General features: G+C 64.1%; 13 protein-coding genes. 5 read left to right on the top strand and 8 right to left on the bottom strand.

Going from position 1 to position 14,234, the window contains the following annotated elements:
- Positions 1-7: 7 nt before the first annotated feature.
- The 6 genes from pabC to fabD form a co-directional block, all read right to left on the bottom strand.
- Positions 8-826 (bottom strand): aminodeoxychorismate lyase, encoded by an 819-nt coding sequence (gene pabC, locus D3260_RS00605; RefSeq protein WP_158583326.1) that lies wholly within the window; start codon positions 824-826, stop codon positions 8-10.
- Positions 819-2,228, bottom strand: coding sequence for an aminodeoxychorismate synthase component I (locus tag D3260_RS00600; RefSeq protein WP_120096567.1), 1,410 nt, complete (start codon positions 2,226-2,228; stop codon positions 819-821). The genes pabC and D3260_RS00600 overlap by 8 nt, the downstream gene beginning before the upstream one ends.
- Positions 2,229-2,365: 137 nt before the next feature.
- Entirely contained in the window at positions 2,366-3,607 is a 1,242-nt protein-coding gene (gene fabF / locus D3260_RS00595) for a beta-ketoacyl-ACP synthase II (RefSeq protein WP_120096566.1), read from the bottom strand.
- 101 nt (positions 3,608-3,708) lie between these two features.
- Positions 3,709-3,948 (bottom strand): acyl carrier protein, encoded by a 240-nt coding sequence (gene acpP, locus D3260_RS00590; protein WP_006912784.1) that lies wholly within the window; start codon positions 3,946-3,948, stop codon positions 3,709-3,711.
- Positions 3,949-4,050: 102 nt separating this feature from the next.
- Positions 4,051-4,800 carry a 3-oxoacyl-ACP reductase FabG gene (gene fabG / locus D3260_RS00585; RefSeq protein WP_120096565.1) on the bottom strand — a complete coding sequence of 250 codons (750 nt, stop codon included), beginning with the start codon at positions 4,798-4,800 and terminating at the stop codon, positions 4,051-4,053.
- A gap of 52 nt (positions 4,801-4,852) precedes the next feature.
- Positions 4,853-5,794 carry an ACP S-malonyltransferase gene (fabD, locus tag D3260_RS00580; protein WP_120096564.1) on the bottom strand — a complete coding sequence of 314 codons (942 nt, stop codon included), beginning with the start codon at positions 5,792-5,794 and terminating at the stop codon, positions 4,853-4,855.
- A 127-nt stretch (positions 5,795-5,921) separates the two neighbouring features.
- Here fabD and D3260_RS00575 point away from each other — a divergent pair, with 127 nt between their 5' ends.
- From D3260_RS00575 to acnA, 4 genes are all read left to right on the top strand, one after another.
- Entirely contained in the window at positions 5,922-6,368 is a 447-nt protein-coding gene (locus tag D3260_RS00575) for an NUDIX domain-containing protein (protein ID WP_120096563.1), read from the top strand.
- A complete protein-coding gene (mnmA, locus tag D3260_RS00570) occupies positions 6,365-7,525 on the top strand; it encodes a tRNA 2-thiouridine(34) synthase MnmA (protein WP_120096562.1) in 1,161 nt (386 codons plus the stop codon). Before D3260_RS00575 ends, mnmA begins: the two co-directional genes overlap by 4 nt.
- The gene (locus tag D3260_RS00565; RefSeq protein ID WP_120096561.1) at positions 7,522-8,130 is read left to right on the top strand and encodes a DUF489 family protein; all 609 of its coding nucleotides are present in this window, start codon (positions 7,522-7,524) and stop codon (positions 8,128-8,130) included. Before mnmA ends, D3260_RS00565 begins: the two co-directional genes overlap by 4 nt.
- 158 nt (positions 8,131-8,288) lie before the next feature.
- Positions 8,289-11,030, top strand: a complete 2,742-nt coding sequence (acnA, locus tag D3260_RS00560; RefSeq protein ID WP_120096560.1) for an aconitate hydratase AcnA — start codon at positions 8,289-8,291, stop codon at positions 11,028-11,030.
- Between the two features lie 84 nt (positions 11,031-11,114).
- On the opposite strand, the gene D3260_RS00555 is transcribed toward acnA, so the two are convergent.
- Together D3260_RS00555 and D3260_RS00550 are read right to left on the bottom strand one after the other, a co-directional pair.
- Positions 11,115-11,525 carry a hypothetical protein gene (locus tag D3260_RS00555; protein WP_233543891.1) on the bottom strand — a complete coding sequence of 137 codons (411 nt, stop codon included), beginning with the start codon at positions 11,523-11,525 and terminating at the stop codon, positions 11,115-11,117.
- Positions 11,526-11,940: 415 nt separating this feature from the next.
- Positions 11,941-13,413: an AMP nucleosidase gene (locus D3260_RS00550; protein ID WP_120096557.1), complete on the bottom strand. Its 1,473-nt coding sequence runs from the start codon at positions 13,411-13,413 to the stop codon at positions 11,941-11,943.
- A gap of 413 nt (positions 13,414-13,826) precedes the next feature.
- Here D3260_RS00550 and D3260_RS00545 point away from each other — a divergent pair, with 413 nt between their 5' ends.
- Positions 13,827-14,228, top strand: coding sequence for a hypothetical protein (locus D3260_RS00545; protein WP_120096556.1), 402 nt, complete (start codon positions 13,827-13,829; stop codon positions 14,226-14,228).
- Positions 14,229-14,234 lie beyond the last annotated feature (6 nt).

The following is a 14,234-nucleotide window of genomic DNA, read 5'->3' as shown; positions in this document are numbered from 1 at the left end:
TCTCCGGTTATGCGGTTTCTTCGAGCAATTCGGTAGCGTGGGCGGCCATCGCTTCGCTGTACTCGAAATGGTGGTCGCCGATGGCCGCGACAGCGATCGCGCCGCCGACGCTGTTGCATGCGATCGCACCGGTGAACGCCTTGAGTTCGTCCGGGGCCATGCGACATTCGGTGACCGGGTCATGTCGTGCCGCCCGGCTCGCCATCAAACGTTGTCGAGTCGCGCCGATCACACCCGCGCGGGCCAGGCTCGGGGTATGCCACTGGCCGGCGGCATCACTGAACACCAGATTGCGCATGGTGGTCGCCGTCAGTTGACCGCTAGCATCGCACATCGCCAGATCCGCCGCGTTACGTGCGACGCACTCGCGCCGTGCCAGTACCTGCTCGAGCCGATTGAGATGCTTGACCCCGGCCAACTGGGGTTGCTCGGCCAGGCGTACGTCGGCGATCGCCAACGTCAGCGGAATTCGGGGGGCATCCGGCAGGTCGTGTCGCGCGACGATCCGGCGACACATCGGCTGCAACGGTGGCGTATAGCCCCGGCCGCCGCTGCCGCGCGTGATCATGATCTTGACGACAAATCGTCCGCGCACGCCGCACAGTGCGTCGATATCCGCCACGATCGCATTCAGGGGCGGCGCAGATAACGCCAGGCGATCACAGTCATGCCGCAGGCGCTGCGCGTGCGATTCCAGCGCCACGACATGACCATCGATCACGCACAGTGTGCGAAATATGCCATCACCGTAGGCCAGCCCGCGATCATCGCTGGCCACGTGCCCCACCGGGCAACCATCGATGCGCACCGTCGACTGTTCACCCATGGCAGGCGCCATCGGCGTCGACGAACGCGCGTAGCACGCCGGTGGCCTTGTGCCGGGTTTCCTCGAGTTCGGCTTGCGGCAAGGAGTCGGCCACGATTCCGGCCCCGGTACGCAGGGTCAAAGTCCGACCGTGTTGAACGAGGGATCGAATCACGATATTCGTATCCAGCGTACCGCAGCGGCTGAGATAACCCATCGCGCCGGTATACGCACCCCGTCCCGTATCCTCGAGCTCGGCGATGATTTCCATGCAGCGGACTTTCGGGCAGCCGGTGATCGTGCCGCCCGGAAATACGGCCCGCAGCGCGGCCGCCGGTCCGATCGACCCGGCCAGATGGCCCGTGACGTTGGACACGATGTGATGGACGTGCGCATAGGATTCCACCGTCATCAGTTCGTCCACGCGCACCGTACCCGGCCGGCAGATCCGGCCGAGATCGTTGCGCACGAGATCGATCAGCATGATGTGCTCGGCCCGCTCCTTTGGGTGCGTGACCAACTCGGTGCTGGTGTCGTGGTCCCGGCCGGGTACCCGGCGCCGGGTACCCGCGATCGGCCGCATGCTGGCCTGGCCGTCGCGAATGCTCAGCAGTCGTTCCGGCGATGAGCTGATCAAGGCCCCGCCCGACCACTGCATCAAGCCGGAAAACGGCGCCGGATTGGCACGACGCAGCGCGCGATAGATATCGCCACTGGCCCAGTCGTCGAACAGCGTACCGGCCCACGTGCGGGCAAGATTGGCCTGGAAGACATCACCGGCTGCGACGTAGTCGCGCGCCCGGGCCACCGCATCGAGATAAGATTGCGCCGGCGCCTCCGTCCAGCGCGCGGCCGGCATGGTCATCGCCTCGTCGATCTCGTTCGCCGTGTCTTTGCAGAGGTACGCCGCGATCTCGGCGACCGACATGGTCGACTCCGGCTCGGCAATCACATGGATGACGCCTGTCGCCCGATCGTGGATCGCGCCGGCCCGACAACGAACGGCCAAGGCATGCGGGAACGGATCACGCGGATCGGGCGGCAAACGCAGCGATGGCTCGACACCCGCGGCCATCTCGTAACCGAGATAGAGGAACCATCCCCCGATGAACGGAAGATCCGGCACGCCGGCGCAGTGCGCCGCTGTTGCGGCAGCATCGAGTTCATCGAAGAATGCGTCCGCGCGATCGAGCCTGTCCACACGAATCGTCGCGCCGGGATCGGCCAGGAGCAGATCGTAGCGTGACTGTGCGGCCGCACCGGCGCTGGATTCGAGCAGAAACGGGAACAGCTCGGGCTCGTCGGCGGCCAGTCGATACAGCGCGATACAACAGGCGCTGTCCAGCGTCAGCCGCGACAGCGCCTGTCCTCGAGCAGTCGATTCACGGCCTGCCGGAACGGAAGAATGTTCGGTAACGCCCATTCGTCGGAGTGTCTTGGCGCGGTATCACGTCGACAAGCGCCGTGATACCGCCTTGGATGACGTTACCCGCGCGGGCTGCCAGGCAGCCAATCGATTCTCGCATCGACTCGACCGGCGCCCGCTCGCGGCCACTGGTTTCAGCTATAGCGTTTGAAGATCAACGACCCGTTGGTACCGCCGAAGCCGAACGAGTTCGACAACGCGGCCTCGATGCGCGTCTCGCGTGCCTCATGCGGCACGTAGTCGAGATTGCAGCCTTCGGCCGGCGTATCCAGATTGATCGTGGGCGGAGCCACCTGATCCCGAATGGCGAGCAAAGTGAAGATCGCCTCGGCGGCACCCGCGGCACCCAGCATGTGTCCCGTCATCGATTTGGTCGAGCTTACGGCGATCTGTCGTGCCGTCTCGCCCAGAACGGATTCGATCGCCTGGCTTTCGGAGACGTCACCAGCCTGCGTCGAGGTGCCGTGCGCGTTGACATACTGGATGTCGGCGCCGGTCATGCCGGCGTTGTCCAGCGCCCGCTGCATGCACTGACGTGCACCGCGCCCGCTGGGCATGGTGATGTGATGGGCATCCCCACTCATGCCGAAGCCGACGACCTCACCATAGATTTGCGCGCCTCGCGCCTGGGCCGATTCGAGATCCTCGAGCATCAGCACGCCGGCGCCATCAGACAACACGAAGCCATCGCGATCGACATCCCACGGCCGGCTTGCGCCTTTCGGGTCATCGTTGCGCGTGGACAGCGCCTTCGCCGAGCAGAAGCCGGCCAGGCCGATCGGATTGACCGCCATTTCGCAGCCACCGGCCAGCATCGCATCGGCATCCCCGCCAGCGATGAGGCGAGCCGCGAGACCGATGTTGTGCACGCCGGTCGTGCATGCCGATACGGCAGCAATGTTCGGGCCGTGCAGATTGAGCTGTATGGACACGGCGCCAGCCGCCATGTTCGCGATACTGCTCGGGATGAAGAAGGGCGAGACCTTCTTCGGGTTGTTGCCCGAGTCGTGAAAGCCGGCGCAGGTCTTGAGGATCGTGCCGATGCCGCCGATACCCGACCCGACGGCCACGCCGACGCGATCGTTGTATTCGTCGGACAGCTCGAGCCCGCTGTCTGCCAGGGCCTGCGTCGATGCCGCCACACCGTAGTGAACGAACGGATCGAAACGCTTGGCCTCCTTGGCCGGCATGTAATCGGTGACGTCGAAATCGCGGATCGGGCCGCCGAAACGCGTCGGATAGCCCGACACGTCGAACGTGTCGATCGATGAAATACCGCTGCGGCCGGACAGAATGCCCGACCAGGTATTCTCGACGTCATTGGCCAGGGGCGACACCATGCCCAGGCCCGTTACTACTACGCGACGCTGTTTCAACGACGCCCCCTGTCAAAGAATGATGCCGCCGAACACGACGGCAGATATCCGGTCGGCCGCTCATCAGGAAAGCGACCGACAAGCCGTGGCCGTGAGCGCGATCAGCCCTCGGCGTGCGACTTGATGTAGTCGACAGCGTCCTTGACGTTGACGATCTTTTCGGCTTCCTCGTCCGGGATGTCGATTTCGAACTCTTCTTCCAGCGCCATAACCAGCTCGACGGTATCCAGCGAGTCGGCACCCAGATCGTCGACGAACGAGGCCTCCGAGGTCACCTGGTCTTCGCTGACCGAAAGCTGCTCGGCGATGATTTTCTGAACTCGTTCTTCCACGCTACTCATGGGATGTCTCCTGTTGCTTACGTTGCGCGTTGATACGGCGCTCGAATCCGGTTTTCGGATCGCGCGCCATTCTAGGGAAAAAGAGAGAGTGTCGCCAGACGACTACCCTCCCATGTACAAGCCGCCGTTGATCGACAGGGTCTCGCCTGTAATATACGACGCTTCCGGCGAGACCAGAAAGGCCACCGCGGCTGCGATGTCTTCGACCGAGCCGAGCCGGCCCAGCGGAATCTGGGCAAGCATCGCCTCGCGGGTATCCTCGGGCAATACACGCGTCATGTCGGTTTCGATGAAACCCGGCGCGATGGCATTGACGGTGATGTTGCGGGAGCCCACCTCGCGCGCCATCGAGCGTGTCAGGCCCAGCAGACCGGCCTTGGCCGCGCTGTAGTTGACCTGGCCGGCATTGCCGATCTGTCCGACGACCGAGCTGATATTGACGATGCGGCCGGTGCGGGCCTTCATCATGCCCTTGAGCACCGCCTTGGAGACACGGAAGACACCGTTCAGGTCGGCATCGATAACGGCCTGCCAGTCATCGTCCTTCATGCGCATCATCAGCGTATCGCGCGTGATGGCCGCATTGTTGACGACGATGCCCGGGGCGCCGAATTCCTTGCCGATCGCCTTGATCAGCGCCTCGACCGCAGCGCCGTCGGTGACATCCAGCTCCCGTCCGGCACCACCATGCGGCGATAGCCGTTCGTCGATGCCGGCTGCCCCACTTGCGGAGGTCGCCGTGCCGATCACGGTCGCGCCGTCGTTGGCAAGACGTTCGGCGATGGCGGCACCGATGCCGCGGCTGGCGCCGGTGACGAGCGCGATCTGACCGGCCAGTGATTTATCGGGCATAGCTGTTGTGATGTCGGTTTTCGGAATTCGGGATTGAGCGAGGGCCGCGTGACTACTCGGCGACAGCCGCGATCGCGGCCTCGAAGTCATCGGGCTCGGAAAGCGCCATGCTCCGGATCGACTTGTCGATCCGCTTGTTCAACCCGGAAAGCACCTTGCCCGGCCCGCATTCGAGAAACAGATCACAATGCGTCTCGCGAATCCGGCGGATGGTATCGGTCCATTGCACGGACTCGGCAAGCTGGGCGACCAGCGCCCGACGAATGCCTGCCACGTCCTCGCGCGGCCGGGCATCCACATTGTGGTAGACGGGCAGCGTCGGCTCGCGCAACGGTATATCGCTCAGATGCGATGCCAGGCGATCCGCGGCCGGCGACATCAGCGCGCAGTGCGACGGCACGCTCACGCTCAGCGGTTTGACCAGCTTGGCGCCCTTGGCCTTGGCGATCTGCGAGGCCTGCGCCACGGCTTCGGCGTGACCGGCGATGACGACCTGCAGCGGTGCGTTGAAGTTGGCGGCGGATACGCTGCCATGGGCCGACTCGACTTCGGCACAGGCGGCGACCACGTCTTCATCGGCGAGACCGATGACTGCGGCCATGGCGCCTTCACCGGGGGCGACCGCATTCTGCATCGCCTGCCCGCGCAGGCGCGTCAGCCGCAGCGCATCCGCAAAATCGAGCGAACCGGCCATCACGAGCGCGCTGTATTCGCCCAGGCTGTGGCCGGCCACGCATGCCGGACGCGGGCCGCCAGCCGCCTCGAAGGCACGCCATGCGGCAACGCTGGCAGCCACCAGCGCCGGCTGGGTGTACTCGGTCTGGTCGAGTGTTTCGGCCGGGCCATTGGTGACGAGGTCGGCCAGGTCGAAACCCAGCGCATCGCCGGCCTCGGCGAAGGTCTCGCCGATCACCGGATGGTGCGCGCCGAGGTCGGCGAGCATGCCGACCGATTGTGCCCCCTGGCCGGGAAACAGCATCGCAAAACGCGACATATGATTTCGAGCTGGCCCGTGAATTGAGTCCGGCGCATGATACCCGGGGCGTGCACGCTTGGCCATGCAATTTTGGCCTTTGCTAGACTTTCGGACGATCGATAACCGCCTTGGTCCGGTTTTTCTCATGGTACACGCCGAACTGACAGTCGCCGCGATCGTCGCTTGTGAATCGCGTTATCTCGTGGTCGAGGAGATCGCGCGGGGTCGACGCGTCGTCAACCAGCCGGCCGGACACGTTGAGCCGGGCGAGACGATCCTGGATGCGGCGATTCGTGAGACACGCGAGGAAAGCGCCTGGCGTTTCCACCCGACCGGAATCGTGGGATTCTATTACATGCCGCACGCCGACGGTCGCCATACACTGCGTGTCGCGCTTGCCGGCCAGGTGGACGATCACCGCCCCAGACAGGCGCTCGACGACGGCATCATCACCACACACTGGCTCACCCGGGGCGAGCTCGGCGAACGCGACGACCTGCGCAGTGCCCTGGTCCTCCGCGCGATCGACGATTATGAGTCGCAGCCGTTGATGCCCCTGGCACGGCTGACCGATATGCACGACGCGCCATGAGTAACGCGCCCAGCCCCCACAGCCCTGCCGAGACCCGCGTGATCGTCGGCTTGTCCGGCGGCGTCGATTCGTCGGTCGCCGCGCTGCGATTGCTTGAGGCCGGATATCAGGTCGAAGGCCTGTTCATGTTCAACTGGGGCGAAGACGAGGCCGGACGGTGTCAGGCCGCCGATGATTTCGACGATGCCGCCGAAGTCTGCGCCGCACTCGATATTCCGCTGCATCGGGCGGATTTCTCGGCCGAGTACAAGTCCCGCGTATTCCAGTATTTCCTCGACAGCTATGCGGCCGGGCGCACGCCCAATCCCGATGTGCTGTGCAACCGGGAGATCAAGTTCGATGCCTTCATGCATCACGCCGAACGGCTCGGTGCGGATCTGATCGCCACCGGCCATTACGCGCGCCTCGATCACGACGCCGGGCAGACGCGCCTGTTGCGCGGTCGCGACCCGGGCAAGGATCAGTCCTATTTCCTGGCGGCCGTACCGATGGTCGCCCTCTCGCGCACACTGTTCCCGATCGGTGAGATCGAGAAATCCGACGTCCGCACGCTGGCCAAGCAAGCCGGCCTGCCGGTCCACGACAAACCGGACAGTACCGGTGTGTGTTTCATCGGTGAGCGCGACTTCGAAGGTTTCCTGCGACAGTATCTGTCCGGCCGGGCCGGGCCGGTGCGCGTATCCGGCGGGGCTCTGGCGGGCCGCGTCATCGCCGAACACGCCGGACTCATCTATTACACGATCGGCCAGCGTCGCGGCCTCGGGCTCGGCGGTGTGGCCGGCGCGGCCCAGGCACCGTGGTATGTCGTGGACAAGGACCTGAGCAGCGATACGCTGTGGGTGAGCCAGGACACGCGCCACCCCGCGCTGGAACAGACCGCCCTCGTCGCCGCTGCGCCCCACTGGCTCATCCAGCCACCGGCCGAGCCGATGCGCTGCCAGGCGCAGGTGCGTTATCGCCAGCAGGCCATCGACTGTCTCGTCGCCCCGCAGGCCGACGGGCATGTTGCCGTCACGTTCGATCGCCCGCCGCGTGCCATCACGCCCGGCCAGTACGTGGTGTTCTACGACGACGATCACTGTCTCGGCAGTGCTGAAATCATCCGCCCCGGTCACGCCGATGACGTGCGCCACGACCAGCGAGCCGCCAACGCATGACGTCGCCTGTCTCCTCATCCCTGCGCAACCAGGCCTACTCGCTTGCCGGCGTGGCGCAATTCACGCTGTACGCCCATGAAATGGCCACCGAGGGCCAGGATCAGCCGGTGCGCTTCGAGCGGGCCACGCATGCCATCTTCTGTACCGACCCGGACGATGTGATCGACGTCTACGGCGATACCGGCCAGGTCGCGGACGGCCTGCGCTACATGCGCATGCAGCTCTCCGGAGAGCAACCCGACGCCAAGGCCGCGGCCGTGGCCCGCTATATCGGTCAGGTGCTCAAACTGGCCGGCAAACTCATGCGCGACGAACAGGCGCTCGGCCGCCTGCGCGGCGCGATCGATCGTGCACGGCTGGCCGACCCGAACGATGTGGCCGATATTCTCAACGATGCCTATCGCGAGACGGTCAGCCCGATGCGCCCGCAGATCATGCTGCAGGGCCATCCCAGTTATCTGAACAACGAGCATCTGCAGCGACGCATGCGCACGCAGCTGCTGGCGGCGGTGCGTTGTGGCGTCATGTGGCGGCAGTGCGGCGGCGGTTTCACTTCGCTCATCTTTCGACGCAAGGCGCTGCTTGCCAGTCTTTCAACGACATAGATCGGCCTTGCGGCACCCGCCATGACCGGCCGGGAAACCGCAAATACCGATTTTCCGATCCGTCGGAAACGCCTGCAGGATGAACCCGCAAGCGCTATACTTGCGCCGCCCGGCGCCTCGCCGAAAGCGATCATTCACCGGCTCAGGAGATAAGGTTCATGACCGATAGCTTTGGGACTCGCACGCAATTCACTGTCGGAGACCGCAGCTTCGATTACTTCAGCCTTCCCGCGCTAGAGAAGCAGTTTCCCAACATCGCGAAACTGCCCTACGCCCAGAAGATTCTGCTCGAGAACCTGCTCCGCCACGAAGACGGGTCCAACGTGACCGCTTCGGATATCGAGGCGATGGCGAACTGGGATGCCAAGGCCGAGCCGGATACCGAGATCGCCTTCACGCCGGCGCGTGTGGTGCTGCAGGACTTCACGGGCGTGCCGGCCGTGGTCGACCTGGCCGCCATGCGCGATGCCATGAAGAATCTCGGCGGCAGCCCGGACAAGATCAATCCGCTCTCGCCGGCCGAACTCGTCATCGATCACTCGGTGATGGTCGATGAATACGGCTCGGACCAGGCCTTCGACCTGAACGCCAAACTCGAATTCAACCGCAACAAGGAGCGCTACGCGTTCCTGCGCTGGGGCCAGGGTGCGTTCGACAACTTCAAGGTCGTCCCTCCGGACACCGGCATTGTCCACCAGGTCAACCTGGAATATCTGGCCCGCGTGGTCTTTGGCAACGAAGACAAGAACCTGGCCTATCCGGACACGCTGGTCGGCACCGACTCCCACACCACCATGATCAACGGCGTGGGCGTGCTCGGCTGGGGCGTGGGCGGCATCGAGGCCGAGGCGGCCATGCTCGGTCAGCCGATCACCATGCTCATCCCGCAGGTCGTCGGCTTCAAGCTGACCGGCAAGCTGGCCGAGGGCACGACCGCCACGGACCTCGTGCTCACGGTCACCGAAATGCTGCGCGCCAAGGGCGTGGTCGGCAAGTTCGTCGAATTCTACGGCGACGGCCTGGCCGACCTGGCCCTGGCCGATCGCGCGACGATTGCCAACATGGCGCCGGAATATGGCGCGACCTGCGGCATCTTCCCGGTCGACGAGGAAACCATCCGCTACATGGAGTTGACCGGCCGCGATGCCGAGCAGCTCGAATTGACCCGTGAGTACGCCAAGGCCCAGGGCCTGTGGCGAGAGCCGGGTCAGGCCGATGCCGAATACACCGATACGCTCGAGCTCGACCTGTCGACCGTCCAGCCTTCCCTGGCCGGCCCGAAGCGGCCGCAGGATCGCGTGCTGCTCTCCGATATGCAGGCGACCTACAAGCGCGAGGTCGAGCCTTTCATGAGAAGCCGTGCCGAAAAGGCCGGCAAGTCCCTGGAAGAAGCCAGAATGCAAAGCGAGTCGGGCCTGGCCGCGGACAGCGTCGGCGGCCCGGTGCATGCACCGGTCTCCTATAAGGACGCCGAATTCGATCTGCACGATGGCTCGGTCGTGATCGCGGCGATCACGTCCTGCACCAACACCTCGAACCCGGCGGTCATGCTGGCGGCCGGCCTGGTCGCACGTAACGCCGCGGCCAAGGGCATGCAGGTCAAACCGTGGGTCAAGACCTCGCTGGCGCCCGGCTCCAAGGTCGTGACCGAATATCTGGAAAAAGCCGGTCTGGACGACGATCTGGACAATCTCGGCTTCCAGCTTGTCGGCTATGGCTGCACCACTTGCATCGGCAACTCCGGCCCGCTCCCGGAACCGATCGGCAACGCGGTGCGTGAAAACGATCTGAACGTGGCCTCCGTGCTGTCGGGCAATCGCAACTTCGAAGGCCGCGTGCACGGCGATGTGCGCATGAACTTCCTCGCCAGCCCGCCGCTGGTCGTGGCCTATGCGCTGGCCGGCACCATCGACATCAATCTGACCGAAGACGCCCTCGGCGAGGACCAGGACGGCAACCCGGTCTATCTCAAGGATCTCTGGCCGTCCCAGAAGGAAATCTACGACACCATTGGCAGTTCGCTGAACTCCGAGATGTTCAAGGATTCCTACGGCGACGTATTTGCCGGCGACGATCGCTGGCAGAACCTGGACGTGCCCGAAGGCGAAATCTACGAGTGGGACAAGGATTCCACCTACGTCCAGAATCCGCCCTACTTCGAAGGCATGAGCGTCGATGCCGGCGATATCCCGGCCTCCATTGCGGGCGCGCGCTGCCTGGCCAAGCTGGGTGATTCGATCACGACCGACCACATCTCTCCGGCCGGCGCGATCACCAAGGACTCGCCGGCAGGCCAGTATCTGCAGGAACAAGGCGTGGCCCCATCCGACTTCAACAGCTACGGCTCGCGCCGCGGCAACCACGAAGTCATGATGCGCGGCACGTTTGCCAACGTGCGTCTGCGCAATCAGCTGGCGCCCGGTACCGAGGGCGGCTGGACGCAGTATCAGCCGGAAGGCCGCGAGATGTTCATCTACGACGCGGCGATGAAGTATCGCGACGAAGGTACGCCGCTGGTCATCCTCGCCGGCAAGGAATACGGCACCGGCTCCTCGCGCGACTGGGCGGCCAAGGGCACCCTGCTGCTCGGCGTGAAGACCGTGATCGCCGAGTCCTTCGAGCGGATCCACCGTTCCAACCTCGTCGGCATGGGCGTGCTGCCCCTGCAGTTCAACGAAGGTGATTCCCACGAATCGCTGGGTCTGGACGGCACCGAGACCTACGATATCGAGGGTCTGGCCGCCGGGGCCAAGTCAGTGCACATCACCGCCACCAAGGCATCGGGCGAGACCGTCGAGTTCGATGCTCGGGTACGTATCGATACGCCCAAGGAGTGGGATTACTATCAGAACGGCGGCATTCTGCACTACGTGCTGCGCCAGCTCGCCAAGGCGGCCTGATCGGTCCGGCCAAGGCAGCCACGACAAAGCCCCGCTTCGGCGGGGCTTTTTCTTGCGTGCTCGATTAATGCGGCGGGTCGAGGCTCAGCTCGCCGACGGATCGGCTCTTTCCTGAACACAACGCCACACCGAAGTGTAATCCGGCCGGAAACGCGTCAGACAGGCGTTGACCGCGGTGGCCGGGTCGCCGTCGTCACCGGCACGCCTGGCCAGATTGTCACGGGTCAGATCATGGGTTTGCGCATAGTGGGACAGACTGGCGCGGCTGCGATTCTGCAACTGCTGACACAGTCGGAACGAATCCTGATCGGCGGACCACAGTCGATGACAGTGCGTGGTGAGATCCGTGGTCGATAACAGCCCGACATCGTGGCTCCCGCCGGGCGTGAACAGCGCACAGCCGCTTGCTGACACGGCCAGCACGGCCGTCATGAGACCGTATCGCAATCCGCGACGTGTGCGCGTGCTGAACGGGCGAAATAAAACAGATGACATCGCAAAGCTCCTTGGCCGGACGTTCCCCTGTCTCCCCGTGGGATATCTTAAGGCCTGTTATTAATCCGGCACCCAAACAGCTGACGACGTCAGCTGTTTTCAACGCCATCGAAAGAAACGCCGGCACTTGTCCGTCTTTTGTTTTCAATGGCTTCACGGCCGTTGGCCGTGGCGCGCGTGCTTTCGCACACGCGCATTATCAACCCGAAAAATCATCTATTTTTATGCCGGATTAATAACACGTCCCGAATGCACCGCGCCGGCGATCATTTTTTACAAGACAAGGCATCGGGCGCGTACGGCCGTCATTCTACCGTCGCGAACGACAACGCCGGATAGCGGAAAAATGACCGCCATCCCGTTGGGTTGCGCCTAAAAACCGGCAACGCGGTCACGCGCGAAGTGTTAACAGGCCCTAACGAAAAGCCGGCTCGTCGAACGAGCGAAGCTTTCGTGAATGCAACGCTTCAAGCCCGCTTTCCCGCAAGAGACGTACAGTCTCCAGCCCGATCGTCAGATGCTGGCTGACCCGGGTTCGGTAGAACGCATTGGCCATGCTGCGCAGCTTCAACTCGCCGTGCATCGGTTTGTCGGACACGCAGAGCAGCGTGCCGTAGGGGACACGCAGCCGGAATCCGTTGGTCGCGATCGCGGCACTTTCCATGTCCACCGCGATCGCGCGGGACTGCGAGAAACGCTCGTAGAGTTCGTCGAACCGGAATTCCCAGTTGCGATTGTCGGTGCTGGCGACCGTACCCGTGCGCAGACGATCCTTCATCTCGCGATTGGACAGTCCCGTGACGTTGGTCACCGCGTGTTCGAGGGCCTGCTGGACTTCGGCGATCGGCGGAATCGGCACCCACGGCGGCAGATCCTGGTCCAGCACATGGTCCTCGCGGACGTAGCCGTGGGCCAGGACGTAGTCACCGAGCTGCTGTGAGCGTCGCAGCCCGCCGCAGTGGCCGATCATCAACCAGCAGTGTGGGCGCAGCACGGCCAGATGATCGGTGATCGTCTTGGCATTCGACGGCCCCATACCGATGTTGATCAACGTGACGCCCAGCCCGTCGGCCCGTGTCAGATGATAGGCCGGCATCGGCGGCAGATGGCCGGGAGCGGCACCGCCAGCGCTCAGGCCGGTCCCGTCCGCGCGGCCCACGATCTCGTCGCCCGGGCCGACGAAGCCCGTGTATTCGTTGTCCTCGCAAAGCGCTCGAGCCGCATGATCGCGAAAGTCGTCGACATAGCGCTGATAGTTCGTCAGCAGGACAAAGCCCTGGAAATACGCCGGGTCCGTGCCTGTGTAGTGAGCGAGCCGCTGCAAGGCCAGATCCGTACGCGGCGCATCGAACAGCGCCAGCGGGAACGGCGCGCCGGGTAGCGTGCGATGACTGCTGTTGGCGATCGAGTCGTCAATGAAAGCCAGATTGGGCAGTGCGAATGCCTGCTCCATGGCGCGCAGCCCATCCGGCTCCAGATTCGCGGTCGCGGCTTCGATGACGAACGGCAGCGGTATTGGCTGGTCGCTGAGTCCGACCTGGATCGGGCCGCCGTGATTGACGAGCAACAGGCGCAACTGTTCGGCGAGATAATCGCGAAATAGCGCGGGCTGCGTGACGGTGGTGCCGTGCACACCGCCCTTGCGTAACGAACCATAGGTGGGTCGGGCATTCGCACTCAGGCGATCACTGGTGATCTCGATGCCGACATAGGGATAGAACGCGTTCGGCAGCGGCTCCGGCGCCCGCTCGCCGGCCATGAAACGCGCGTGACGATCGCGTATCTCGGCGCAGGCGCGGGCATAGAGAGACTCGATACGTGCAAGCGCGGCATCGGCATCGTCGAAGGCCTGCAGTGCTGAAGCGTTGCCGTGACCGGTTCCGGGCATGATGAGGATCCTCGTCGTGGAGCGGCCGCGCGGGCAGGCGGCTCGGTCGATTCATCGAGCGATGCCGGTCCGCTGGCCCGACATGCTGCGTTCATCTTCGACGGCGGATGATGCCATTGTCGATATCCCTAGGGCCTGCTGATGTTTCGTGCGAGTCCGCGCCAAGTGCTGTTTTGCAGCAAGACGAGGCGTAGTGCGCGCCGTGCCGTTATTCTGCACCAGCAGGCTACAACGCTGTGTTGCCGCAAAACAGCGCTTGTCCCGAAGGGTTGGGCCACAAATCGCGCCCTGCGGCGTTGCGAGCCTTGATCGTGGCACGCCACGATCGGCAACTCGCGCCTTGCCGGACACACTGCGGCCTCTCGACGGAAAGGCGCTCGAACGAAACCTCAACAGACCCTGGGAGTCACGACGTGAAAATCAACGTTTTTGTCATCGGCATCGCGGCGCTGACACTGGGTGTTGCGCCTGTCATCGCCGGCGCGGCATCGAATGACGACGAGCGTCAATCTCAGACCGTGCGTGCGCTGTTCGATCAGCTCGACCGGAACCACGATGCATTGCTCAGCCCGGAGGAGATCAAGGCCGATCCGGCGCTGGCCGATGCTTACGACTCGTTCGATACCGGGCCGACGATCCAGCAGCCCGCCGATAACGCCAAGAAAGGCGGCATCACGTTCGCGCAATTCGAAGCCGGCCTCCAGGCCGCCCGACACGATGGACGGTTCGGGCCAGCCGTCTCCGGTGGCGAACGCTATCTGGTCTATCCCGACGGTAGCCGCGTGCGCCTGGAATCCGGAGCCGATACGCACTGACCGGCC

Source organism: Salinisphaera sp. Q1T1-3, assembly GCF_003602005.1.
Taxonomy (GTDB): Bacteria; Pseudomonadota; Gammaproteobacteria; order Nevskiales; family Salinisphaeraceae; genus Salinisphaera.
The sequence above is the reverse complement of the archived record's forward strand: the minus strand, read 5'-3'. Positions and strand labels throughout refer to the sequence as shown.

What these genes read in the sequence shown, in the direction of transcription:
- pabC (WP_158583326.1), bottom strand. Translation starts at nt 826, where the DNA reads ATGGGTGAACAGTCGACGGTGCGCATCGATGGTTGCCCGGTGGGGCAC.
- acnA (WP_120096560.1), top strand. Translation starts at nt 8,289, where the DNA reads ATGACCGATAGCTTTGGGACTCGCACGCAATTCACTGTCGGAGACCGC.
- fabD (WP_120096564.1), bottom strand. Translation starts at nt 5,794, where the DNA reads ATGTCGCGTTTTGCGATGCTGTTTCCCGGCCAGGGGGCACAATCGGTC.
- D3260_RS00555 (WP_233543891.1), bottom strand. Translation starts at nt 11,525, where the DNA reads ATGTCATCTGTTTTATTTCGCCCGTTCAGCACGCGCACACGTCGCGGA.
- D3260_RS00550 (WP_120096557.1), bottom strand. Translation starts at nt 13,413, where the DNA reads ATGCCCGGAACCGGTCACGGCAACGCTTCAGCACTGCAGGCCTTCGAC.
- mnmA (WP_120096562.1), top strand. Translation starts at nt 6,365, where the DNA reads ATGAGTAACGCGCCCAGCCCCCACAGCCCTGCCGAGACCCGCGTGATC.
- fabG (WP_120096565.1), bottom strand. Translation starts at nt 4,800, where the DNA reads ATGCCCGATAAATCACTGGCCGGTCAGATCGCGCTCGTCACCGGCGCC.
- D3260_RS00565 (WP_120096561.1), top strand. Translation starts at nt 7,522, where the DNA reads ATGACGTCGCCTGTCTCCTCATCCCTGCGCAACCAGGCCTACTCGCTT.
- D3260_RS00575 (WP_120096563.1), top strand. Translation starts at nt 5,922, where the DNA reads ATGGTACACGCCGAACTGACAGTCGCCGCGATCGTCGCTTGTGAATCG.
- acpP (WP_006912784.1), bottom strand. Translation starts at nt 3,948, where the DNA reads ATGAGTAGCGTGGAAGAACGAGTTCAGAAAATCATCGCCGAGCAGCTT.
- D3260_RS00600 (WP_120096567.1), bottom strand. Translation starts at nt 2,228, where the DNA reads ATGGGCGTTACCGAACATTCTTCCGTTCCGGCAGGCCGTGAATCGACT.